The following is a 21849-nucleotide window of genomic DNA, read 5'->3' on the forward strand; positions in this document are numbered from 1 at the left end:
TAATTCAACTTTGAATAACCTTATTTTAAGACCGCCGCGCATAGCCTGATCCCCGTCCAACGGAGGGTCCAGCTATGTTCGACATGTCCACGTCCGCTCACGTCCTGCCGCAGGTCGCGGTGATGATGACCTTGCATCGCGGCGACCGCCTCGATCAGTTTGAAACCGCGCTCGGATCGGTGGAGGCGCAAGCGGGTGTTGCCGCCGTCCACGTCTACCTATGCTGCGACGGCCCGCTGCCTGTCGCGCATGAAGACTGGCTCGCCGCCAACCGCGACCGTTTCCACTGCGTGATCCGTAATCCCCGCTGCCTCGGCCTCGCGGAGTCGCTCAACCGCCTGATCGACATGCTCGGGGAAGAGCCCTTCGTCTTCCGTATGGATGGAGACGACGTCTCACACGCTGGCCGTTTCGCCGCTCAGATCGCGTACATGAACGATCACCCCACGCTCGGCCTCGTCGGCTGTCAGGTGGTGGATATCGACGACGACGGTACACCTCTGGCCCGCCGCAAATACCCCGTCGCGCAAGAGGACGTGGTGCGTTCCCTCACGCGGGTCATTCCCGTGCTGCACCCGACTTTCTGTATGCGCCGCAGTATCTTGCGCGACCGTAAAGCCCGTTACCCTGCCGCCTATCTGACCGAGGATCTGGCGTTTCTGGTGCGCCTGTCAGAGCTTGGCGTGCAGATCGGGAACTGCCCTCAGACGCTGTTCAGTTGGCGGACAGGGAAGGGCTTCTACCGTCGCCGCACCTCGGTCCGCCGCGGTCTGACCGAGGCAAAATGGTACGCCCGCGCAGTCTACAAGCAACACGGGCTGATTTCTGCGGGCTACGTTTACCCGATGTTAAGGCTTGGTCTGCGCATGATGCCCGCATCTCTCATGCGGTTGGTGTATCAAAGTAGCCTGCGCAGCCGCATCTCCCGCACCCAAGGCCCGACGGAGGCGTAATGCACATCCATATGCCCGCGCGCATGATGCGTTTGCCCAACATCTCGGGCGACCTCGCGCTGGCGCTTTTGCTGACGCTCCCGTTCTGCGCCATGGCCAAACCGGGGTGGTTGGGAAACTTCGACGCGAACCTGTCGCTGTTCGTGCTGGTGCCTTTGCTGCCCGTCCTGTGGTTTACCCGCACATGGCGGGTCGTGCTGGTGCGCGGGCGAGGCGGCGTGATGCTCCGCGCAGTGGTTGGGCTGTTGTTGATCTGCGCGGTGTTTACCGTAATCGGAGGCGTGCGGTTGCACTTTGAGGGCGTCACCGCCTACGGCCTCGACCCGCTGCCAAAGTCACTGAAGACCGCCATCGTGCCTCTGCTGCTCGCAGTCTTCGTGACAGCCGCTGCAGCCGTCCCCAGCCTTGCGCGCCCCGCCGATCTGCAATCCGCCATGGTCGCGGGCTTTGCCCTCGTCGCTGCGTACACGGCTATTCAGTGGGTATCTTTGGTCGCCCCAAACGCCATATATTCAATGCTTTGGCCCGCCATCGAAGGCGCGCGGGACAACGGCGGCGTCTCTGCTATCACCCGCTTTGGCCGCGTTACCGGCCCGACGATGGAGCCGGCCGAGCTCGCCAAACTCGCCATCCTGTTCTTCCTCCCGTGGTTCGCATTTCCGGCGGAGGGGCGGGCGAACATCTGGCTACTGCTGGGCGCTCTGACACTCGCCGCGCTGAGCATGTCGATCATCGGCCTCTTGCTCGTTGGCATGTCCGCCGTGCTGCTGATCCGCCACTTCCGATGGCTCGCGATAGTCGTCATCGCTGCTGCGGTCAGCGCTTCGCTGCTTCCGGGGCTGACGGAGCGCCTCGCGAACATCTCGCATGACCCCTCGGCCATCATCCGCAGTCACTACAACGCCGCCGCGCTGGGCCTCATCGCAGAGCGCCCGATCTTCGGCCTCGGCTGGTCGAACGAATTGTTCTTCTACCCCGAACGCGTCTCCGGCATCTCCCACCTTTGGGAAGTGTCCGAGGACCTCCGCACCGGCAACGCGCTCACCGCGAAAAGCCTGATGCTGCGCCTCGCGATGTACGCGGGGCTTCCCGTGCTCATCGGAACTATCTCCACCATCACTTGGGCTCTGATCGGGGGTCGCAGCCGAGCACTTTCCCGCGCTCGTTTCGCCTTAGCAATCTTCGCCATCGCCGGAGCCATCGACGGCGGCATGATCACCTCGCTCTACCTCTGGGCGGGGCCGTCGCTTTGTATCGGTGCGCTCATCGCAGAGAGGCGAGCGCTATGATCCGGCAGAGTTTTCTCGCGCTCGGACTTCGGCTCATGGCTGCCGGCATTGCCTACGCCACGGTCATGCTCTTTGGGCGCTGGATGACGCCACAGGACTACGGCGACTTTGTCATTGTGCTCTCGGGCCTCGGGTTCGGCGCGGTCATCGTCGGGCAGGGTTATCCGCTCATTCTGCTGCGCTACGTGCACGAGCCGAACGGAGGCGCCGCGCTCTCTGCCGCCAATTGCCGCGTGCTGATGATGGCCGTCGCGGCTGCGCTATTGGCGGCTGTCATCGCTCCGCGTCCCGCGCTGGCCTACGGCGCGCTGCTGCTCCCCGCCTTTGCCCTCTGCGATATCAGCGGCGCGGCTCTGCGCGCTCAAGGCAAGATCACCGCCGCGCTTGCGCCCCGCGATATCAGCTGGCGTCTGGCCCTGATCGGTCTCGCGCCTGCGGTAGGGTTTGGAGCGTCCGATCTGCTGATTGCCGCCAACTTCATCCTTTGGCCGATTGCCTTGGCGATGTGGGCTGCTGCGAGGTTGCCCCGAACTGGCCACGCGCCACCGATGCAACGGCCCGCGCGGCGCGTCTGGACCACGATGCTGGCGAATGCGGGCCTCGCAAACCTCGATACGCTCTGTATCGCTGGGGTTTTCGGCCCCGAAATCGCAGGCCTTTACTTCGCCGCCGCCCGCACGGCGAGCCTCCCGTCCTTTGCCCTTAACGCCGCGAACATGGTCCTCGGCCCGCGCATTGCAAGGGCGCCTGTAGTCACGGACCTGAGAAAATCCGCGCTGTTCGGCGCGCTCCCCGCCTTCGCGGCATTTTTGGTGTTTTGGGTGGCGGGCGAGCGCATCCTCGCGCTATTCGGCGAGCGGTTCACCAATATGTTGCCGGTCCTGCTGATCCTGTCTCTGGGCCAGGTCGTGAACGGAGCCGCCGGACCCGCTGGCCTCATCCTGAATTTGCGAGGGCACGAGGCGTGCCACAGCCGCATCTCGCTATCGGCGTTCGTCGCAGCAATGATCGCTGTCCCGCTTGCGGCGCTGTTCGGCAGCCCGGTCACCGTGGCGATCACGTCGACCGCGATCCTCATCGCCTACGAACTCGCACTCTTGCGGGCCGCGACCCGTAAAACGGGGCTCTCGATTTCAGTCTTTTCCCAGGGGGCTCGCGGATGAAGGCACGTCTACTTCTCGCTCTTGGCATAAATCCACACCGGCGCGGGGTGGGGTCATTTTGGATCAAGATGGCCCAATATGTGGTCGGTTCGCTCGAACTTCTGCTGCTCTTTACGCCTTATGTGCGCACACTCGGACACTTGCCCAAAGTCGATCTGATGGTGGTCGGCGCACAAAAAGCGGGAACAACGTGGCTCGACGCCCAATTGCGAATATCGAGGGTTTGTCGCCTGCCTGACATCAAGGAACTCCATCATTTCGACAGGGGGCGATGCTGGACGCTGCGACGATATCTGAGGCAGTTAGGCAGAGCGACCGTTATCGAGATCGCGCCGGACTACGGGCCGCTGTCGGTGTGGCGTATCCACGCGATGCGGCGGCTGTTTCCGGACATGAAGGTCGCCATGATCCTCCGCCATCCGGCCGAAAGGGATTGGTCTGGCCTGCGTATGGAGATGGGTTTTGACAGTGGGCAGCCGCTTGGGGACGTTCCGGTGGCCGCGATGCTAGGCTATCTGAAATCCCGTCGCGGGCGTCGGTACAGCGACTACAGCACCCATATTGCAAGGTGGAGTGCCGTGTTCGGCCGCGAAAACCTGCTATTGGTGCCGTTCGATGATATTGCGCGGGATCCGGCGGGGGTGGTGGGGCGCGTTTTGAGCCATGCGGGTCTGGACGCCGAAGCGCCGGTGATTTCGCCTGAGCCAGTATTTACCGGAGAGGCGCGAGACCCGCCACCCGCTGTCGCGGCTTTTTTGAACCGTCGGGCGCGGGCGCAAATTGCCAAGCTTCCGACACGGTGGGCGGAGCGGTGGGATCGGCAATTACAGGCTTTGCCGTCGGGTAAGTCCCTGTATATCTGCGGGTTTTGTCCGAACGACAGGTCGACGTCTTCGGGTCAGAAACTGGCGCATCGAAAGATCACTGAAATGGCGAAGCAATTCGCGCAGGTCGACGTTATTTATTTTCGGAACAAACTGGATCGTCTGGACCCTCAGCCAGCCAATTGGCCCACGAATGTGCGCATCCTGACGGACTTTGAAGTGGGTCCAAAGCAGCGCATTGTGGGCGCACTACGCTGGCCTCACCTGCCGAAATTCGCCTCTGCGCGTCGCTGGGCGGCCGGGCGTCTGATTGGTAGGCTTGTGGAATCCGCAGACTATCGCGCGTTTTATGCTGACTTTTCGCAAGGCGCGGGCGCGATACCAGAGGCCGCGCTGCCTCTGTTCGAATTTCGGCAACATGATGTGGTGTCGAAGCTTTACGATCGCATGGCGGATCAGCGCCCGATGTTGCGGCTTGAGGCGTTCCTCACGCGCCGTTGGGAGCAGCGGGTTTGGTCGCGCGTTGCCCAGGTGACGACCTTGTCCGAAGAGGATGCGGCGGAAATAGCTGCCTTTTGCGTGGAGGCCCGCGCCGAACCTGTGTCCGGGACGGTCGCAATCGCGAAGCCGGCCCCCGTTTCAGGGCGCATCATTTTCTGGGGCAACATGGCCCGTGCGGAGAACGAGGACGCGGCGGTTCGGTTGGTGAACGACATCCTGCCGCGCGTGAAGATGGTAGTCCCCGATGCGCATGTCTGGATCGTTGGCGCCCATCCGACGGAGAGGGTGCAAGAGCTGGCGAGCGGTGCTGTGACGGTCACAGGCTTCATCGACGACCCCGCGCCGGTTTTGGCGACGGCTGCGGTGGCTGCAGTGCCGCTCAAGCTCGGCTCGGGCGTGAAAATCAAGGTATTGGAGACGTTGGAGGGCGGCATTCCGACGGTGGTGTCTCCGGTGGGCGGGGAGGGGATCCCCGACCACCCGCTTTTGACCCGCGTGCTCGATGACGGCGCAATGGCGGACGCAATTATCGACATTCTGGCCGCTCAGAGTGTGCCGGCCGCAAAGAACGACATGCGGGAAATGGCAAACGGTGGAACCCAGTTGGCGTCGACCGAAATGGTAGAGAAGAAGTGCTCCGTCCCGCCAGCGTCCGTTGCGGCGATGTCGAATGTGCCCGTCGGTGCGGCCCAGTGGACGGCGTCGGCCTCGCGCAGCGCGGGCGCGCCTGAGGTTCCGATATAGCTGGTGCCAGCCGCGCCCTGTTCGAACTGCGCGGCTAGCAGGATGACGTCCTCGCCTGCTACCGCGCTGCCCGGACCGAAGCCGATATTCAGATCGCCCGTGTAGTTCGGCGTGAACTGGATAGTGAGGCGAAGAGCGCCTCCGATGGGAACGATCGCCACGTCTCCGATAGTGCCCGCGTCGATGGCCTCGACGACGATGCCTTGGTCGATGAGGATGCGCGTTTCCGTGCCGCCCGCGTTGTCGCGCAGGATGCAGCGGGCCTTGCCGGAGGTGCCAAGGATGAGCCACGCGGACAGGCAATAGACCTGACCGTCGGTAACTGGCGGACGGTTGGTGTGGAGAAGCCGGTGCCAAGTGGCTCCGTTCGAGCTGATCCGGCACCCGTCGAAACGGCCAAGCGCGGCGAGCGAAAGCATCTCTGCACTGCCGCCCGACGCCGTCCAGCCGCCTGCGATATCTGCAGCGCTGAAGTGTAGGAGGTTGGTGGACGCGCCCTCGATCAGCGCGGCGGGAACGCCTCCGGTATCCGAAGTGCGCAGCGTGTTCGCGGGGGCGTCGATAAACGCGCCGCCAGCGATGCTGATCCCCGCGCTATCGCGCTGAACGCCGAAGCCGGCGGGGTAAACCTGCCGCGCGATGTCCCATGTGGCGATGGGGGCGGCGACCGCGCGGGTCGCTTGGAATTTCACGCTCGTTTTCATCACCAGCCCACCATGATGCCGGAGGCCGTGGTGCCAGTGGCGTGGATGCGGGTCGCCTCGATCAGGTGCCAGCCTCCGTTCAGCGCGGGGGTCGTCAGCGTCTGCCCGCCCGCGGTGGTCAGCGTGACCGCGCCGCCGTCCGCGAGGTAAATCCACTGCGATACGACCGGCAGATCGGTGTCATCGGACGGCGTGACATTGGCGAGGTTCGCGGGGCCGCCAGCGCGGCTGCGGGTCTGCGAGGCGTAGGGATCGTGAGCGGTCATGGGGTGTCTCCTGTGCTTTGATCCGGACATTAACGCGGAGCGTTTAACGGGCGCCGAAGGGTGCGTACGGTGCTCTTTTCGCGAATGCAGCATTGCTTTGACTGGGCGGGGCGGGGTACTCCTATGCGCATTGCAAAGCCCTTTTCATTGGTAAATTTGGAGTTTTCCGTGGCACCGAAATTCGGAACGAGTGGTCTGCGTGGTCTTGTGACCGAACTGACCGACGATCTTGTCGGCGACTACACCCGTGCGTTTATTGACGCTTGCCAGCATGGCTCGCGCATTTACGTGGGTCAGGATCTGCGTCCGTCCTCCGAAAGCATCGGCGAGGCTGTCATCCGCGCGATCCGCGAACAGGGCGTCGAAGCGGTCGATTGCGGCGTGGTGCCGACCCCCGCGCTGGCTCTCGCTGCGAAAGGTGCGGGCGCGGTGATGATTACCGGCAGCCACATTCCCGCGGACCGCAACGGCCTGAAATTCTACGTGCCGACGGGCGAAGTGTCCAAGGCGGACGAGCAGGCGATCGTCGCGGCATACGATGCCAAGGTCGCGCCCGCTGGCAAGGACGCGCCGGTCGTCGAATACGGCGCGATCGCGCCCTACGTGGACCGCTATGCCCGCGCGTTCGGTGACACGGCGCTCGCCGGTTTGCGCATCGGCGTTTACCAACATTCCTCGGTCGCGCGCGATGTGATGATGGCGGTGATCGAACGTTTGGGTGGTGAGGGCGTTGCGCTCGCGCGGTCTGACGCGTTCATTCCCGTCGATACCGAAGCGGTCGATCAGGGCACCCGCGATATGCTGCGCGGTTGGTGTGCGGAGCATAACCTGTCGGCTGTGATTTCCACCGACGGTGACGCGGACCGCCCGATGGTGACGGATGGCGAAGGCAATGTGATCCCCGGCGATATCCTCGGCGTTCTGACCGCGCGGATGCTCGGTGCAGAGGTCGTCTGCACGCCGGTGTCGTCGAATTCGGTTGTCGGAATGCTGCCGGAGTTCGGCACCGTTCACATGACCCGCATCGGCTCGCCCTTCGTGATCGCCGCGATGGAAGAGGCGCTGGCCGAAGAGGGCGCGAAGGTTGTCGGGTTCGAGGCCAACGGCGGGTTCCTCCTCGGGTTCGAGGCGGACGCGCCAGCCGGAAAGCTGGAGCCGTTGATGACCCGCGATTCCATTCTACCGATCGTTGCGCCTCTGGCTGCAGCGAAGGCTGCGGGTCGCACCGTGGCTGAGTTGGTGGCGGAACTGCCGCCGCGCTTTACCGCTGCGGACCGCGTGACGGAAACGCCGACCGATAAATCGAAGGCTCTGCTGGCGGAATTGTCGGAAGACGCTGCGAAGCGTGCGGACTTCTTTAGCGCGCTGGGCGGGGTTTCGAATGTCGATCAGACCGACGGTCTGCGTGTGACATTCGAAAGCGGTGATGTCGTTCACCTGCGCCCGTCGGGCAATGCGCCCGAGTTCCGCGTTTATGCGGAAGCGAGCACGCCGGAACGTGCTCGCGAATTGGTCGACATGTATATGGAAACGGTCGGTAGCGCGCTGCGATAACGCAGCGCGCTCAAGCGCTTAGCTGTAGTAACCGGTGTAGCGGTAGGACTTTTCCTGCCCTTCGTGGCAGTTCAGGACCGACACCATCGCAGTGCCCTGACGAACCGAGTCCGTCAGCTGTTCGTAGCAGGTGCGCAGGTCCGACTGGTTGGTCACGCCGTAGCGCACACAGACCACAACGGCGTCCGCCATCGGAGCGATGTAGCGGGCGTCGACCACGGGAACGAGCGGCGCGGTGTCGATGATGATGACGTCAAGCGCCTTGCGGGCGTTCTTGATCAGCTCTTCAAAAGCAGCCGATTGGAGCGGCGCGTCGGTCGGTACGTTGCTGCGGCGCTTACCCATCATGATACCCAGCGGGGTCTTCGGGTCAGCGTCGTAGAATTCGCCTGTCGAATGTTCGGACGAATTGCCATCGATCAGGTATTCCAGCAGGCCGTGCTGGGGTTCCGCGCCGATCAGCTTGTGCTGGCTCGGCTTGCGAAGGTCGCCGTCGATCAGCAGCGTGCGCTTGCCTGCAATGGCGTAGGTGCGGGCGAGCGACAGGGCGTCGGTCGACTTACCTTCGGCGGGGATCGAGGACGTCACCATGATGACTTTGCCCTCACCCGGTTTGTCGGGCACTTGAAGGTCGATCGTGGCGCGCAGGCGGCGGAAGGATTCCGCGATCATCGACATCGGTTCGTCGACCAGACGGTCGGCCACCGACAGCTCGTTGGTGCCTTGCTGGACCTTGGGGATCACAGCAGCCACGCGGAGCGGGATGATGTTCGCAAGCTGGCTGGCCGAAACAACACCGCCAAAGAAGTATTCGTTGGCGAAGGCAATCGCGATACCGATACCGAGGCCGGCAACCAGCGCGAGCGCCAGTTCAAGTTTCTTGTTCGGGAACGACGCGTTGCGCGGCGGCAGGGCTTCGGAAACGATGCGGCTGTCCGCGATCTGCACCAGAGCCTGCGTTTCGATATCGCGCATACGCGACAGCAGGGTGTCGTACTGACGCTGGGCGATCTGGGCTTCCTGCTGGAGGCTATAGATCTCTGCCAGTGTTTCGGGGCTCAGGTTCGAGGCGAGCACTTCGTCACGGATGGCGCCGCGAATGGTCGTGCCTTCGTCCTGATAGCTGCGGATCGAGTTGTCGAGGTCGGAGACAGCAGCCTGCGCTTGGCTCTGCAGCTGGTCTTCGATCTGGGCGAGGCCGGAAGCAAGGTCGATCGCTTCGGCGGTGCCTGCTTCGGTGCCAGCAAGACGACGCTGGAGAGCTTCACGCTGCTGGTTCAAGCGGGCAAGGGCAGCATCGCCAACCTGCTGGGCCAGTTCATCGTAGTTCTGGTTGGCCAGCGCCTGACGGGCAGCGGTCTGGCTGGCGCGCGCCATGTCCAGCTGCTGGTTCATCGCAGTCAGGTCGCCGCGTAGCTGCGAAATACGGTCGGAGCCGATTTCGCTTTCGAGGCGCGACAGGTTCTGGTCGATGTAGGCTTCCAGCGCGCCGTCGGTGCTGGCCAGCGTTGCGCGGGCCTGAGCGAGCTGGTTCTGGATCACGTCACGGGCGGACAGCGAGGAGTCGACCTTCGAAGTGACCTGCTGCGCGATGTAATTCTGCGCATGGGCGTTCGCGATGTCTGCGGCACGCTGCGGGCTTTCCGAAGTGGCCGAAACCGCGATCAGGTAAGTCAGGCCGCGGCGACGCACGGACAGGCTATCGTTGAACTTGCCGAGTGTGCTTTGCATTAGGTCTTCACCGGTCGGCAGTTCGTTCACGTCCATCCCGAGTGCTGCGCGCAGCTTGTCGGTGATGCCAAAAGACGGGCCGTATTCGTCGGTGAGGTAAAGCTCCTGCGTCTGGATCGTCGTCAGCGCGAGGCTGTCGGATTTCAGGATCTCCACTTCGCTTTCGAGGCGCGCGTTGTCGGCCTGAGAGCTAGTGGTACCCGTTTCAAGGTCGAGGACGTTTTTCCCTTGCGGATCAACCATAAGGAGGGTCGTCGCAGTGTATTGGGAGGTCGCCTGCGTCAGGTGGAAGAATGCGATCGCAAGGGCAATAATCACCGTCAGAACAATGAGTCGTGCCTGGCGTCTGATGATTGAAAGAATTTCCTTGAGGTCGATAAAATCGGAATCTTGGTCAGTCATGCCAGTCCTAGTCAAATAAATCAGTTCAATTACTGGTACACAAAGAATTCGGGTCGCTTATGGCGGCTGCGTTCAAGGCACACAAGACGGTTCAGGTTTGAAAGAGAACTATCGTGTCGTCGTCACGCAAGATACGCGCAGCGGTCAATTTGCCAGTTTTGTAGGCACCTGTATCAATATTGATGCGATTGGGATGCTGCTCTACTTCGTTGACGATTACATGACCATGGATGAGAAAATTCTCGCCCTGGTACGCATCGGTGTCGCTGGCATCACCCCACATGAGGGTCGAAGGGGTCTGCTGTTCGAGCGGCAGACCAAGCTCGTAAGTCGCATGGGCAAAGCGGTAGCGGCCGACTTCGAGCGCGACCGGAAGATTCTTGAGGAATGTCTGGTGCTCCTGCGGAACGGCAGCTTCGGTCATGTGCGACAGCTTGGACGGCGAGGCGCTGAAGTTGCCTTCGGCGTCCGGTTTCAGGCCGTAGGACAGCATCGTTTCGGTGCCGCCCCAGACCAGCCAGTTCATGTTGTCGGACGGATCTTTGATGAACTTTATCATCATGTCTTCGTGGTTGCCGCGAATGGCGATCCGCGTGAAACCCTTGGGGGCAGGGGACATGAAGTGCTCGATCACGCCGCTGCTGCCGGTCGAGCGGTCGATGAGGTCGCCAAGGCTGACGATCAGTTTCGGGCCTGCGATATTGGCGCCGTCCGCAATGATCTGCTGTTCGAGCTTTTGCAGCAGATCGAGACGTCCATGGATGTCACCGATCGCGTAGATCGCGGCAGGCATGGACGGAAGGCGGAGGAGTTTCGTGTCGGGTTTAGGCTCGGCAGGTTCGGACTTTCGGAAAAGCTTGAACATCAAGCGGACTTTCTACGGAAATTGGCAACACCAAGTGCCAGAATGATTACAAATACAAAATTAACGCCCGGAAACTCGAAGCTGAAATCAACGAGAGAGTGCAGCGCTGCCTGCACGATAACACCGCAAGCGACGGCTGGCCCGATAAATCCGTGCTCGCGGCGTTTCCACGCAGCAAATGATGAAACAAACGCCATTGCGACGATCGCAGGAGGAATGCTGCCCAAGATGACGCCAGCTTCGCTCCAGAGCGCGAGGTAGGTGTTGTGGGCTCTTTCCCAAATTAAAGTCGTGCTGACTTCGTCTCTATGGAAAATTTCGAATGCGATCTGGTAATTGTCAAAACCGTAACCAAGCAGGGGATGTGCTGCGATCATCGTCAGGGTCTGGCGGTAAAGTTCGATGCGGCTATCTGAGTCTCCCGCAGTGAAGATCGCCCGCTCGATCACCCCTTGGCCGAAGCTGAACAGGAACACGGTGCCAAACACAGCTCCGACACCGACCAGCCAGAGGGCGGTTTTCCGCATTTTCACTCCGGCCTTCTTGTTCATGAGAAGCAGCGTGACAACGCCGCCGACAACGGTGGCGGCCATGCCTGCGCGGGATTGGGTCGCAAGAAGTGTGCCGCCCATGAGCGCAAGCATGCAAAGGCGCATCGCGGCCTCGATATGACGGGGGGTGATGCCTTTGCTCCCGCCAGGACGACGCATTTGCGGTTCATTGAACTTTTTTATGGTCACCGCGATGCCGGTGATGATCCCCATTCCGATGAACGTGGCAAAGGTATTGCGGTTTACAAAGGTGCCGGTCGCGTAACCGAGGTAGTAGGTCTTCTCACCCCAGAGGAAGCTGTCACCGAGGAACGAGAACGTAATCAGCGCAAATACCGCGTGGACCAGAATGCCGTAGAAAATCCACGACATCATGCGTTCGACGCGGTTGATGTTCTCGGCCACCCCGAGCGCCACGATGAAAACAAGCGCATAACTGCACCAGCGGATGATGCCTTGCAGAGAGGGGCCGCCGGCAAGGGTCAGCTTGGCAGTCTCGATGATTGTGCCGTCTTGCAGCCCAATCTCGCGCCCGATGGGCAGGAACTGCAGCAGCAGGCCGATAACGAACAGGGCGCCAGCAATCGTGATGAGGGGATGTTGGGTGATCGGCGGCTTTCTCTTCGGGTCGATCTGATAGATGACCAGCATTTGCAGGGTGCAGAGCACTGCGGCAGCAATCGCCAGCATCATTTGCGGCACAGGACGCGCGCCGCCCAGCGGGATCGGCGCGATCAGTGCGAGCAGGACGACCAGCACGGAAAAGATGTTGTTGGCCTGACTGGTGGAGGCGGCGCTCGGCTTGCCTTCGTCACGGGCCACCATCACTTCTTCGAACACAATCTCGGCGGAGTCGGCTTGCGCAGTTGTCTGGGTCGTCTCGCGCTTTTCTTTGAGCTTGTCTTCGAAGTTATTGAAGTCGATCACGTGTTAAGTTCCTTGCAGTCTTGCTCGTACACCGCTGAGGAAGCGGCGCTGCATGGACCCGTCGGCGGTCTGTACCGTCGCAACGAGCTGGTCCTGAAGTGCGGGGAAGCGGAAGTAGAGGTCGATGAGACCTTGGTAGAACTGGTAGCTTCCGAGCGCGGTTTTGACGTCGTCTTCGATGAAATCCGGAATGCCATCAGCACCGTTCTTCGCCGCGACGATATAGGCCGCTTCCACGCGGCGCAGCGCGTACCATGCATCGTTCGGGTTGGTGCTATGCGAAATACTTAACGGTGATTCGTATAGATCGAACTCGCCTTTTGTGGCTGCCACTGCGCCCTGTACCAGATATGGTAATGACATGGTTGGTGCGTCAGCGATGACCTCTTCCGCGCGTGCTGCACAGGTGTCGGCAATCGCATTACGTGCATCCGCAGCATAAAAGTCCGCCGTTTGGGACAAAAGTCCGCTCGCACAGCTTCGAAGCTGACCGTTTCGCGTGAGGTTCGCACCGGCATCATCAAGGGCATACTGTCCCTCGTACTGCATTTGGTACATCGTCCGGAATTCGAGATTCTGCTGCCTTAGCGACTTGAATTCACTGGGTATTAGAACGGCGGAGCCTGCTATGATCAACAGAGAAGCGGCCCCTATGGCAAGCCTGATCACGAATCCTCCGTCATGGTGTTAAGTAATTTGGTCGTCGTTTTCTTAATACTATCGTTCATTAGATGCCACGATAGGCGACAATTTGTTCAATATACTCGCAGAACGTTGTTTTAGGGTAACCGAAATGGTAACGAATGGTGGATATCAATGCCAACGGGTATTCTGCACTTGCAAAAGGGTAGTGCCTGTGGCCCTAGTTGAAGAAATTAGCCCCACACGAGGTAGTACGATGAAAAATGTTTTTAAAGTTCTCGCAGTCTCGGCGGCCCTCGCTGGCGGCACTGCAACCACCACTTTCGCCCAGGGCGTAACCATCACCACCCAAGCTGAGCTCGAGGCACAGTGCACCGTCGCTCCGGAAACTTGCGCAGCTCTCGTTGCACAGTTCGGTGCTGCTCTGGCTGCTGCCAACGCTCCGGTGAACCAGATCGCACAGCTCGTCGCTTACGCGAAGCAGTTCGTGGCCCAGAACCCGGTATACCGCGAAGTTATGGCCGGTTCGGTTGTAGCGGTTGCTTCTTCGGTTGCTAACGGCGCTGCAACCAATCCCGGTTACACCGCGTTCGCTTCGCAGGTTGTGGCTGACGCTCAAGACATCGATCCGGGCGTCGACTCCGGCACCGTTGTTGGTCAGAACCCGGGCTCGCCGGCTTAATAGCTGCGACACAGAATTGATGAAAAGGCGGGCCTTCGGGTCCGCCTTTTTTCGTTCCAGAGCCTTAACACGCAGGCCATGAGCGGAGTTTAGCCCGCTAGTTGCGATGTTAATGGGCTTGCGACTTATGCGAGAAAAATTCCGCTTGTGAGACTCATGAAACGGTGCACTAGCTCGGCCATCGGGCGCTTTTGCCCTTTCGAGGTAGTTAAAGATGAAGAGTGTTATCAAGTCGGCCGCTCTGGTTCTGGCAGTTGCGGGTATGTCCACGGCGCCAGTTTTCGTGCCGCAAGCGCAGGCCCAACAGGCCATCATCCAAGTCACATCGCTGGAAGAACTGATCGCGCAGTGTAATGCCGATCCGGCTATCTGTGCGACGCTGATCGCGAGCTATGGTGCGGCGCTGGTCGCAGCGGGTGCTTCGGTTGAGCAGCTCACTGCCCTGTCGAACTTTGCAGTCGACTTTTCGAACGGCGCGGGTGCTGCGTATCGTTCGGCGATTGCTGGTGCGATCATTGCGGTTGCGACCCAAGCCGCCAACAATCCGGCCTATATCGGACTGGCATCGCAGATGGTTGCCGCAGCAACGACGATTGACCCGAACGCTGACGTTGGCACCGTTGGTCAGGCTCCTGCTTCGCCGACCTAAGTCCATCAAGACAGACAGAAAACAAACGGCGGGTCAGTGCCCGCCGTTTTGCGTTAGGCGCACTCGCGCACTCCCATGCGGATCATGTCGCGTCCGCTGAGGTTGATAAGATTGGTCGAAGCATAGCGACCTGTACGCAGGAACCAGTCGCGAAGCTGCGGCGGATAGTAATACGCCATTGTCTGCGACCACGCTTCCCACTCCTGACGGGTGATGCGGCGGTCGGTGCGGGCGGGGCCATGGAACGCGAAGGTCGCGTTGCGGCCGACGCATGTGTTGGGCAGGCCCAGATACATGGTGCAGGCAGATGCGCAGTAACCGTTGCGGATTTCGATGGGTTGGCCGGTAACCTGAAGCCGTCCGATTTCGGCCATGCGTTGGCTGAGGACGCCGCCGCGGTCGTTGGTGATGCGGAGCACACCTTGGGCCGAGCTGGCGGTCGGCAGTGCGACCAGCGAAACAAGAAGAGCGATTGCGGCAAGCAGATTGCCAAGTTTTGAAACAAGCGATCCCGCTCCCGTGCAAGCCATTGCACGAGCTGCGAGACCACCGAAGTGATCTTTACGCATGAGTTACCCCGTATACTTTCCCACTTGCCGCCCCACGCGGCTCATAGGTGTTACGCTACCCATGACGACTTTCGGAATAGCTAATGTAGGCTCCTAAGCCTTTGCTTTCTCAGCGTTATCTGTTTCGAATTTTTATCAACCTTAGGGCTAATGCTGCCGGAAAACCGGCTAGCGAGTGGCCCGGAGAGGTCAGGTGAACCCTACCGCCCGATACATTTAGATATCGTGATGGTTACGTGTGGGGCTCGTAATACACTCAATTATTAGACTTTAGAGATACTAAAATAGCCCGTTGCTCGCCCATTGCGGAAGTGACTCGTGCCTGCAAACCAAAGCCTGTAAGCAGGCGGAATGAAAGATACCTTCGAAATTTTCGTTTCCGTGGCCCCCGGGCTTGAAGATGTGCTCTGCGCCGAGGTGGCCGAGGCGGGATTTCCGTCGCCGCAATCCGTGCAGGGCGGGGTGAGTTTTGAAGGAAACTGGGTCGATGTGTACCGCGCGAATCTCGAATTGCGGGGCGCGGCGCGTGTTTTGGCGCGCATCGGAGAGTTCCGAGTCATGCATCTTGCGCAGCTCGACAAGCGGGCGCGAAAGTTCCCGTGGGGCGATGTTCTGCGGAGCGATGTGCCGCTGAAGGTCGACGTGACCTGCCGCAAATCGAAGATCTACCACGACAAGGCCGCGCGCCAGCGGATCGAAACAGCGCTGAAGGAAGACTTCGGGGCAACGATTGCTGAAGATGCGCCCGTGGTGCTGAAGGTGCGGATCGAAGACGACCTTTGTTCGATAAGTGTCGATACCTCGGGCGAGAGCCTGCACAAACGCGGCCATAAGGAAGCCGTCGGCAAAGCGCCGATGCGGGAAAACCTCGCCGCGCTGTTCTTGCGGGAATGTGGTTACACGGGCAGTGAGCCGGTGGTCGATCCGATGTGCGGCTCTGGCACGTTTGTCATCGAGGCGGCGGAGATCGCGATGGGCCTGCAACCTGGTCGCTCGCGCGAGTTCGCGTTCCAACATTTCGTTAACTACGACGATGCCGCGTTCCAGAAGCTAAAAAAGGCGGGCGGATCGACCGAGCTACGCTTCTTTGGCTCGGATCGCGACGCCGGTGCGGTGCGAATGAGCACGCAGAATGCGGAGCGGGCAGGGGTGTCGGGTGTTGCTGCGTTCAAAAACCACGCGGTCAGCGATCTACAGCGTCCCGAAGGTGCCGAAGGTCTGGTCATCGTGAACCCGCCCTATGGCGCACGGATCGGACAGCGCAAACTACTTTACGCGGTTTACGGTGCTTTGGGGAAAACGCTGATAGAGAGGTTTAGCGGCTGGCGGGTCGGCATTATTACGAGTGATGCAGCTCTCGCACACGCGACCGGCCTGCCGTTCATGTCCGAGCCCATCTCCGTGTCCCACGGCGGGCTGCGGGTGCAACTGTTCAGAACCGAAGCTCTGTAATGGCGGGCGGCCTTATTAATAGCGGCCGCCGCGACCTCTGTTCATGCCATCGAGAAACGCAGTGAACATAGCTGCGCGCGGGTCGACTGCGGGGAGGCGCGGTCGGTAGCGTCGCGAAATGGCCATGCAGACTGCCGAGCCGAGTGCGAGAACCGCGCCGATAATTGCCGACGCGGCTATCTCGCCCAGCTCGATGGCGAGCCAAGCCCAGAAGGCCCAGCCCAGCATCAGGACCGAAGCGGTCCCGAGGACGGCAGCGACAAAGCCAAAGCTCAGTCGCGTGCCGATACCTGCGAGTCTGGGAAACATCAGCATATTAGCGGCGACGGGTCAGAAGGCCGATCGCAAAGCCGATAGCAGCAGAGACGGCTACGGCACCGGCCGGATTTTCGCGGATCATTTCTTCGGCTTCCATGGCCTTGAGCGAGGTGTATTCCTTCGCGCGGTCAGCCTGGCGCTCGCCTGCTTTGCGGTATTCGTCAAAACGGTCCTGAGCGGCGCTCGATGCAGCCGAGGTCTTGTTCGATGCGATGTCCGAAACGGTCTGAGCAAGGCTCTTGAGATCAGCGCGCAGAGCGTCGAGGTCTTTCGAGATGTCTGCCTTGTGCTCGTTCAGGTCTGCCTTGTCGCGGCCGTTCAGTTTCGCGTCGTTGGTCGGGTTCGCTGCGGTAGCCATAATAAATTTCTCCTTGATAGGAAGTACATTTGCTAAACCAACGCCCCTTCACCGAGTCCGTTCCTGTCTTTTTCAAAAAAATGAGAATCCGTCTTTTTTCGAAAATCGCGGAACCAACTGCTTCGACCACGGGTTGTAGTTGCAAATGCCGGTCACGGTGCCGGCCACACAAATTGAAGGAGTTACTACTATGCTTGGTTGGGCTGTTACCTTCCTCGTTATCGCCATCATCGCCGCTCTGTTCGGCTTCGGTGGCATCGCCGGCGCTTCGGCTGGTATCGCACAGATCCTGTTCTTCGTATTCCTGGTTCTGTTTGTTGTCGCCATGGTGGCACGCGCTGTTCGCGGCAAGCCGCCGGTCTAAGATTTAAAGAAAGAGGGCAGTTTTTGACTGCCCTCTCTTTTCTTTGTGTTTGCAAGTTCTAGTTGATCCGGTGTTGTGCGGATCTGAGGTTTTCCAATCATTTCCAAGTAACGATGCGCCGGCATTTCGCCGGTCGGTTTTTGTAGAATTACTTTTGAACATAGCCGCTTGAGATATTTCAGCTCGTTGGTCGCGGTGTCCCTTGGGTGATCTCTTCCTGTTCCCGGATCACCCTTTTTAGCCCCGCTCGGCCGTCCCTCCGAGCGGGGCATTTATTTTGGCGGGGCGTATCCTGACATGCAGACACAAAAAAACGCGCCCGAAGGCGCGTTGAAGTGTCGAGGACTTTACGCTCGCTTTAAGCTTTGAGCGTTTCCGTCGAAGCAAAGAACATCGCTTGGCTGACAGCCGAGCGGACCTGCTCTTCGGTGTAAGGCTTGGTGATGACGAATGCCGGTTCGGGGCGTTCGCCGGTCAGCAGGCGTTCGGGGAAGGCAGTGATGAAGATCACCGGAACATCGCCCGCGGCCTTGAGGATCTCGTTGACAGCATCGATACCCGACGAGCCGTCGGCGAGTTGGATGTCCGACAGGATAAGGTCAGGGCGTTCCTGATTGAACAGGTCAACCGCAGCCTTGTGGGTCGGTGCGACACCAGTGATGCGGTGGCCCATGTCGGCAACGATGGACTGGAGATCAAGCGCAATGATCGCCTCGTCTTCGATGACCAGAACCGAACCAGCCACGCTATCTGCCATTTCGGAGATTGCGCGTTCATAAAGCTCGCTCACTTCGTCTTCGTCGATGCTCATGATCACAGCGACTTCGTCATGGCTGAAGCCTTCGATCGTTTTCAGCAGCAGAACTTCGCGGCTGTTGGTCGTAAGGCTGTTCAGGTGACGTTGGGCACGCTGTGCAATGTTGTCGTCGAGTTCAGGCGAGGGCGAGCCAGTGCTGACCCAGATCGCATGGAAGGACTTGAACAGGGCAACCTTGGGCGAATGGCCTTCCTGGAAAACGGTACGATCTACCAGCAATGCCTCAAGCGTTGCGGCCGCATAGCGGTCACCTGTTGTCTGGCTACCAGTAAGAGCGCGCGCATAACGACGAAGGAAAGGAAGCAATCCTGCCACGGTGACGGATAGAAACGTCTCGTTGGCGTTAGTCGACATTTTTTTGAAAGTCCTCTCATTATTTCTGGAACCAAACGCAGGGAAGCGCGTTTGGTTCCCGCGTACCAGTGAAAAAGTTGGGCCCCAACTAACATTCGGGAAAGTGAATGGACGAGAAGAAAGAAAAGGACGCTCTTGAGGAGCAGATCCGCGAAAATTTGCAGCGGGCGTTCATGGAAAAGGCTCAGGAGAACGTTCCTGACCGGTTCATGAGCTTGCTTGCGCAGCTCAAAGAGCAGGACGAGGCCAATCATGGGGAAGAATAACGAACCGAAGGATCCGCAAGATCCGCGGGAAGAAATCGTCACCCATCTTGGTCCGATGCGTGCTTTTGCCCTCTCCCTGACCCGTAACGGTGCAGAGGCCGACGACCTTGTTCAGGAGTCGCTGGTCAAAGCATGGAAAAACCTCGACAGCTTTACGCCCGGCACCAACATGCAGGCTTGGCTGTTTACCATTCTTCGCAACAGCTTCTACTCGTCGCGCCGCAAGGTCGCCCGCGAGGTGTCCGATCCCGACGGCATCGCTGCTGGCGCGCTGGCTGAAAAGCCCGCACACGATGGTCGCCTTGCGATGAACGACTTCATGGCTGCATTTCAGAACCTTCCAGTAGAGCAACGCGAGGCGCTTTCTCTTGTAGGCGCATCAGGTTTTTCTTATGAAGAAGCAGCGGACATGTGCGGCGTAGCCGTCGGCACAATCAAAAGCCGCGTGAATCGGGGTCGCGCCCGTCTCGTTGAACTGCTGCAATCTGAAGGCGTCGATTTCGGTGATATGACCGATCGCGTTACCGAAGCAGTCGTTAACGCGGCAGGACGCAGCGGAGGGGTCGCTGCTTGAAACTAACAAAGCTTCTGCGCCCGCGCGGACTTGCACTTCGAATGGCCGGCTTGCTTACGCTGGCCATTTTGCCTGTGGGGATCATGTCCCTTCTGCAGTCACAACAGATCGCCGAGCAAGCCGCACGCCGTCAGGAAAGCTCCCTTCTCGCCCTTACCTCCGAAGCCGCCGCATCTGAATCGCAAGCCATCGCGAACGCGCGTGGCCTTGTTTCCGGCCTGTCCGCTCTGGTTGCAGAAGCGGTCGAAGCCCCGCAAGCGCCGCCCGACGGCTGCTCGGAACTGTTCGAACGCATCATCCGTGAAGAGGGAATGTTCTCTTTCGCGGGCTTTATTGATGTGAACGGCACTATACAGTGCGGCTCTGCTGGCGTCGGTACCGATGTATCCGATGGCCCGTCTTTCACAGCCATGAGCGCGCGGCCTGTTCCGCAAGTTGTTTCAAACTCGCTTGGTCCCATTTCCGGTGAATCGATCATGATTTCCACCGGCCCCGTCGTGCGCGATGGGGAGTATATGGGCTATGTCGCGGTTTCGATTCCGCACAACAACTTGCGCAACCTGCCGTTCGTTGGCGAAACGCCCCAGCCGCTGGATCTGCTGGTCTTTAACTATGATGGTGAGCTGATCTCATCGGAGTCCGACCGCGAAACCGTGATGGACGAGCTGCCGGTCGATCGTGATCCGGCGCAGATGGCGTCCCGCGTTCAATATGCCCTGACGGGCTACGACCGTACCGGCGACCGCCGGACCTTTGCCGTTGTGCCAATCGTTCCTGGTGAAGTCTTCGCGATGGGCATATGGCCCGCTGAACGGTTTACGTGGGATCTCGTATCGCCGTACGTCTTCCCGTTCCTGATGCTGCTTGCGGGCTGGATCGGCGCTGTCTTTGCCGTGTGGAAGCTTGTGATTCGCCATATCCGCAATCTTCGCCGGAACATGGAGTTCTTTTCCGATCACCGCGAAATTCGTCCGCTGGCGTCTGATGGTCGACTGTCGATCGAATTTGAAGAAATCGATCAGGCTTGGACCGAACTGGCGCATCGCCTGCTGATGGACGAAGCCGAGCTCGAAGGCATGGTGCGCGAGAAGAACGTGCTTCTGAAAGAAGTGCACCACCGCGTGAAGAATAACCTCCAGCTCATCGCGTCCATCGTGAACATGAAGCTGCGCCGCTCAACCACCGTCGAGGCGCATAATGCGCTAAAAGATGTGCAGGGCAGGGTGATGTCTATCGCGGCTGTGCACCGCGCGCTTTACTCGAATCCGTCAAGCGGTCAGGTCCGTGCAGACGAGCTGCTGAAGAACGTGATCGACGCGACGCTTCAGGCCGTGATGCCGTCCGACTGGAACATCGATATCGAGTCCCACTACGAGCCGGTTGGCCTCTATCCCGATCAGGCTGTGCCGCTTCTGCTGCTCGCTGCCGAGGCCGTAACCAACTCGCTCAAATACATGGGCCGTCTGCCTGATGGCTCCGCGCGTCTGTCGATTGATCTGCGTAACCTGCCGGATGGTCTGGCGCGCCTCACGGTGTCGAATACCTGCGGCGTGCAGTTGATGCCAGCCGATCAGGTCACGGGATCGGGTCTGGGTAAATCGCTGATGCAAGGCTTCGCGCTACAGATCGGCGGTGGCTGCCTCATCAAGGAAAGCGATGTGGGTCATACGTTCTCGGTCGATTTCTCGCCCGCGCCGTTCGATGCCGAGCAACAAGTGCCGGACATCAAAGACAATCACGATTAATCGGACTTCTTGCAGCCGAGCAGATTGAATTCGCGTATCCGTGAAAGCGTATGCGCGATGCCTTCCGACACACTGCGATGGAATACGGCGCAGCCGCGTAGGCGCTCTCTGGTCCCGCTGTCATCCCCGTCCAGCGCCTCGATAATGTGTTCCACTTCGGACGCGGTGCGATCCATTTCCTCGCTCAGAGAGCCGAGCATGGACTGCAAAGCCGAGTGGGAAATCTCGAAATAATCCTGACGATCGCCCTCGCGCTCGACCCGCTGGATCATGCCGTGCTCGATCAGATGACGGGTATTGGAGCTGATGCTGCCGCGGCTCACGCCAAGCTCTGTCGCCAATTCGCTAAAGGAGTAGGGCTGGCCATCGAACAAAAGCAGGCCGGTAATGCGCCCGGAAATGGGGGTATGCCCCTTTCGCTCGGCAGATTTGGCCATGAGCTCTATAAAAGAAGCTCGCAGTTGTGCTTTATCTTTAGACATCGGACCCCCACGTGTGCAGTGCAACATAGTTTGTGGCGAATGTTCAATCAAGACTGAACAAAGAGATTGACACTCACGTCAACCGTCACTAGCTGCGTTCAGT

22 protein-coding genes and 1 pseudogene are annotated in these 21849 nt (G+C 59.9%); 12 read left to right on the forward strand and 11 right to left on the reverse strand.

All coding sequences use genetic code 11. The features are described from left to right. Nucleotides 1-74: 74 nt before the first annotated feature. Genes IF204_RS00390 through IF204_RS00405 form a run of 4 tightly spaced genes read left to right on the forward strand, consistent with a single transcriptional unit; the run spans nucleotide 75 to nucleotide 5474 of the window. A complete protein-coding gene (locus IF204_RS00390) occupies nucleotides 75-953 on the forward strand; it encodes a glycosyltransferase (protein ID WP_194093776.1) in 879 nt (292 codons plus the stop codon). Next, nucleotides 953-2242, forward strand: coding sequence for a hypothetical protein (locus IF204_RS00395; protein ID WP_194093777.1), 1290 nt, complete (start codon nucleotides 953-955; stop codon nucleotides 2240-2242). Before IF204_RS00390 ends, IF204_RS00395 begins: the two co-directional genes overlap by 1 nt. Then, nucleotides 2239-3405: a lipopolysaccharide biosynthesis protein gene (locus IF204_RS00400; RefSeq protein WP_194093779.1), complete on the forward strand. Its 1167-nt coding sequence runs from the start codon at nucleotides 2239-2241 to the stop codon at nucleotides 3403-3405. Before IF204_RS00395 ends, IF204_RS00400 begins: the two co-directional genes overlap by 4 nt. After that, entirely contained in the window at nucleotides 3402-5474 is a 2073-nt protein-coding gene (locus IF204_RS00405; RefSeq protein ID WP_194093781.1) for a glycosyltransferase, read from the forward strand. The genes IF204_RS00400 and IF204_RS00405 overlap by 4 nt, the downstream gene beginning before the upstream one ends. Nucleotides 5475-5494: 20 nt before the next feature. Here IF204_RS00405 and IF204_RS20375 read toward each other — a convergent pair. Beyond that, a pseudogene (locus IF204_RS20375) lies at nucleotides 5495-6178 on the reverse strand (phage head spike fiber domain-containing protein); the annotation flags it as partial. Continuing rightward, nucleotides 6178-6444 carry a spike base protein, RCAP_Rcc01079 family gene (locus IF204_RS00410; RefSeq protein WP_194093783.1) on the reverse strand — a complete coding sequence of 89 codons (267 nt, stop codon included), beginning with the start codon at nucleotides 6442-6444 and terminating at the stop codon, nucleotides 6178-6180. The pseudogene IF204_RS20375 and the gene IF204_RS00410, both read right to left, overlap by 1 nt. Nucleotides 6445-6612: 168 nt before the next feature. Between IF204_RS00410 and IF204_RS00415 the strand changes: the two genes are divergently transcribed. Continuing rightward, nucleotides 6613-7998, forward strand: a complete 1386-nt coding sequence (locus IF204_RS00415) for a phosphomannomutase (protein WP_194093785.1) — start codon at nucleotides 6613-6615, stop codon at nucleotides 7996-7998. Between the two features lie 18 nt (nucleotides 7999-8016). Here IF204_RS00415 and IF204_RS00420 read toward each other — a convergent pair whose 3' ends face one another. The 4 genes from IF204_RS00420 to IF204_RS00435 all read right to left on the reverse strand — a co-directional run bounded on the left by IF204_RS00420 (nucleotide 8017) and on the right by IF204_RS00435 (nucleotide 13143). Then, nucleotides 8017-10131 (reverse strand): GumC family protein, encoded by a 2115-nt coding sequence (locus tag IF204_RS00420; RefSeq protein WP_194093787.1) that lies wholly within the window; start codon nucleotides 10129-10131, stop codon nucleotides 8017-8019. Nucleotides 10132-10222: 91 nt separating this feature from the next. Next, the gene (locus tag IF204_RS00425) at nucleotides 10223-10996 is read right to left on the reverse strand and encodes a metallophosphoesterase (protein ID WP_194093790.1); all 774 of its coding nucleotides are present in this window, start codon (nucleotides 10994-10996) and stop codon (nucleotides 10223-10225) included. Next, nucleotides 10996-12474: an O-antigen ligase family protein gene (locus IF204_RS20240; protein WP_194093793.1), complete on the reverse strand. Its 1479-nt coding sequence runs from the start codon at nucleotides 12472-12474 to the stop codon at nucleotides 10996-10998. Before IF204_RS20240 ends, IF204_RS00425 begins: the two co-directional genes overlap by 1 nt. A 3-nt stretch (nucleotides 12475-12477) precedes the next feature. After that, nucleotides 12478-13143, reverse strand: coding sequence for a hypothetical protein (locus IF204_RS00435; RefSeq protein ID WP_194093796.1), 666 nt, complete (start codon nucleotides 13141-13143; stop codon nucleotides 12478-12480). Nucleotides 13144-13372: 229 nt separating this feature from the next. Here IF204_RS00435 and IF204_RS00440 point away from each other — a divergent pair, with 229 nt between their 5' ends. After that, the gene (locus IF204_RS00440; protein WP_194093798.1) at nucleotides 13373-13798 is read left to right on the forward strand and encodes a hypothetical protein; all 426 of its coding nucleotides are present in this window, start codon (nucleotides 13373-13375) and stop codon (nucleotides 13796-13798) included. A gap of 214 nt (nucleotides 13799-14012) precedes the next feature. After that, nucleotides 14013-14447: a hypothetical protein gene (locus IF204_RS00445; protein WP_194093800.1), complete on the forward strand. Its 435-nt coding sequence runs from the start codon at nucleotides 14013-14015 to the stop codon at nucleotides 14445-14447. Nucleotides 14448-14500: 53 nt separating this feature from the next. Here IF204_RS00445 and IF204_RS00450 read toward each other — a convergent pair whose 3' ends face one another. Then, nucleotides 14501-15016, reverse strand: a complete 516-nt coding sequence (locus tag IF204_RS00450; protein ID WP_194093802.1) for a hypothetical protein — start codon at nucleotides 15014-15016, stop codon at nucleotides 14501-14503. Nucleotides 15017-15367: 351 nt separating this feature from the next. Here IF204_RS00450 and IF204_RS00455 point away from each other — a divergent pair, with 351 nt between their 5' ends. Continuing rightward, the gene (locus tag IF204_RS00455) at nucleotides 15368-16468 is read left to right on the forward strand and encodes a THUMP domain-containing class I SAM-dependent RNA methyltransferase (protein ID WP_194093804.1); all 1101 of its coding nucleotides are present in this window, start codon (nucleotides 15368-15370) and stop codon (nucleotides 16466-16468) included. 15 nt (nucleotides 16469-16483) lie between these two features. Here IF204_RS00455 and IF204_RS00460 read toward each other — a convergent pair whose 3' ends face one another. Next, nucleotides 16484-16777, reverse strand: a complete 294-nt coding sequence (locus IF204_RS00460; RefSeq protein WP_194093806.1) for a hypothetical protein — start codon at nucleotides 16775-16777, stop codon at nucleotides 16484-16486. Nucleotides 16778-16784: 7 nt separating this feature from the next. After that, nucleotides 16785-17144 carry a DUF883 family protein gene (locus tag IF204_RS00465; protein ID WP_194093808.1) on the reverse strand — a complete coding sequence of 120 codons (360 nt, stop codon included), beginning with the start codon at nucleotides 17142-17144 and terminating at the stop codon, nucleotides 16785-16787. Nucleotides 17145-17334: 190 nt separating this feature from the next. Between IF204_RS00465 and IF204_RS00470 the strand changes: the two genes are divergently transcribed. Further along, nucleotides 17335-17508, forward strand: a complete 174-nt coding sequence (locus IF204_RS00470) for a DUF1328 domain-containing protein (RefSeq protein WP_167637468.1) — start codon at nucleotides 17335-17337, stop codon at nucleotides 17506-17508. 358 nt (nucleotides 17509-17866) lie between these two features. On the opposite strand, the gene IF204_RS00475 is transcribed toward IF204_RS00470, so the two are convergent. After that, nucleotides 17867-18679: a response regulator gene (locus IF204_RS00475; protein ID WP_167637469.1), complete on the reverse strand. Its 813-nt coding sequence runs from the start codon at nucleotides 18677-18679 to the stop codon at nucleotides 17867-17869. A gap of 107 nt (nucleotides 18680-18786) precedes the next feature. Here IF204_RS00475 and IF204_RS00480 point away from each other — a divergent pair, with 107 nt between their 5' ends. The 3 genes from IF204_RS00480 to IF204_RS00490 are packed head-to-tail and all read left to right on the forward strand — an operon-like array spanning nucleotide 18787 to nucleotide 21264. Beyond that, nucleotides 18787-18945, forward strand: a complete 159-nt coding sequence (locus tag IF204_RS00480) for a NepR family anti-sigma factor (RefSeq protein ID WP_194093810.1) — start codon at nucleotides 18787-18789, stop codon at nucleotides 18943-18945. After that, nucleotides 18932-19519: an RNA polymerase sigma factor gene (locus IF204_RS00485; protein ID WP_194093812.1), complete on the forward strand. Its 588-nt coding sequence runs from the start codon at nucleotides 18932-18934 to the stop codon at nucleotides 19517-19519. Before IF204_RS00480 ends, IF204_RS00485 begins: the two co-directional genes overlap by 14 nt. 41 nt (nucleotides 19520-19560) lie before the next feature. Next, nucleotides 19561-21264 (forward strand): sensor histidine kinase, encoded by a 1704-nt coding sequence (locus tag IF204_RS00490; RefSeq protein WP_194093813.1) that lies wholly within the window; start codon nucleotides 19561-19563, stop codon nucleotides 21262-21264. Here IF204_RS00490 and IF204_RS00495 read toward each other — a convergent pair. Then, complete coding sequence (locus IF204_RS00495) at nucleotides 21261-21746, reverse strand: GbsR/MarR family transcriptional regulator (protein WP_194093815.1); 486 nt, start codon at nucleotides 21744-21746, stop codon at nucleotides 21261-21263. The two genes, IF204_RS00490 and IF204_RS00495, sit on opposite strands and share 4 nt — an antisense overlap. Nucleotides 21747-21849: the final 103 nt, after the last annotated feature.

Origin of the sequence: Marivivens aquimaris, from assembly GCF_015220045.1 — a bacterium.
Classification (GTDB): Bacteria; Pseudomonadota; Alphaproteobacteria; order Rhodobacterales; family Rhodobacteraceae; genus Marivivens; species Marivivens aquimaris.

Bases quoted from the DNA above. Each gene is read 5' to 3' on its own strand.
- IF204_RS00390 (WP_194093776.1), top strand. From the start codon at position 75: ATGTTCGACATGTCCACGTCCGCTCACGTCCTGCCGCAGGTCGCGGTG.
- IF204_RS00395 (WP_194093777.1), top strand. From the start codon at position 953: ATGCACATCCATATGCCCGCGCGCATGATGCGTTTGCCCAACATCTCG.
- IF204_RS00400 (WP_194093779.1), top strand. From the start codon at position 2,239: ATGATCCGGCAGAGTTTTCTCGCGCTCGGACTTCGGCTCATGGCTGCC.
- IF204_RS00405 (WP_194093781.1), top strand. From the start codon at position 3,402: ATGAAGGCACGTCTACTTCTCGCTCTTGGCATAAATCCACACCGGCGC.
- IF204_RS00410 (WP_194093783.1), bottom strand. From the start codon at position 6,444: ATGACCGCTCACGATCCCTACGCCTCGCAGACCCGCAGCCGCGCTGGC.
- IF204_RS00420 (WP_194093787.1), bottom strand. From the start codon at position 10,131: ATGACTGACCAAGATTCCGATTTTATCGACCTCAAGGAAATTCTTTCA.
- IF204_RS00425 (WP_194093790.1), bottom strand. From the start codon at position 10,996: ATGTTCAAGCTTTTCCGAAAGTCCGAACCTGCCGAGCCTAAACCCGAC.
- IF204_RS00440 (WP_194093798.1), top strand. From the start codon at position 13,373: ATGAAAAATGTTTTTAAAGTTCTCGCAGTCTCGGCGGCCCTCGCTGGC.
- IF204_RS00445 (WP_194093800.1), top strand. From the start codon at position 14,013: ATGAAGAGTGTTATCAAGTCGGCCGCTCTGGTTCTGGCAGTTGCGGGT.
- IF204_RS00450 (WP_194093802.1), bottom strand. From the start codon at position 15,016: ATGCGTAAAGATCACTTCGGTGGTCTCGCAGCTCGTGCAATGGCTTGC.
- IF204_RS00455 (WP_194093804.1), top strand. From the start codon at position 15,368: ATGAAAGATACCTTCGAAATTTTCGTTTCCGTGGCCCCCGGGCTTGAA.
- IF204_RS00460 (WP_194093806.1), bottom strand. From the start codon at position 16,777: ATGTTTCCCAGACTCGCAGGTATCGGCACGCGACTGAGCTTTGGCTTT.
- IF204_RS00465 (WP_194093808.1), bottom strand. From the start codon at position 17,144: ATGGCTACCGCAGCGAACCCGACCAACGACGCGAAACTGAACGGCCGC.
- IF204_RS00470 (WP_167637468.1), top strand. From the start codon at position 17,335: ATGCTTGGTTGGGCTGTTACCTTCCTCGTTATCGCCATCATCGCCGCT.
- IF204_RS00475 (WP_167637469.1), bottom strand. From the start codon at position 18,679: ATGTCGACTAACGCCAACGAGACGTTTCTATCCGTCACCGTGGCAGGA.
- IF204_RS00480 (WP_194093810.1), top strand. From the start codon at position 18,787: ATGGACGAGAAGAAAGAAAAGGACGCTCTTGAGGAGCAGATCCGCGAA.
- IF204_RS00485 (WP_194093812.1), top strand. From the start codon at position 18,932: ATGGGGAAGAATAACGAACCGAAGGATCCGCAAGATCCGCGGGAAGAA.
- IF204_RS00490 (WP_194093813.1), top strand. From the start codon at position 19,561: ATGGCCGGCTTGCTTACGCTGGCCATTTTGCCTGTGGGGATCATGTCC.
- IF204_RS00495 (WP_194093815.1), bottom strand. From the start codon at position 21,746: ATGTCTAAAGATAAAGCACAACTGCGAGCTTCTTTTATAGAGCTCATG.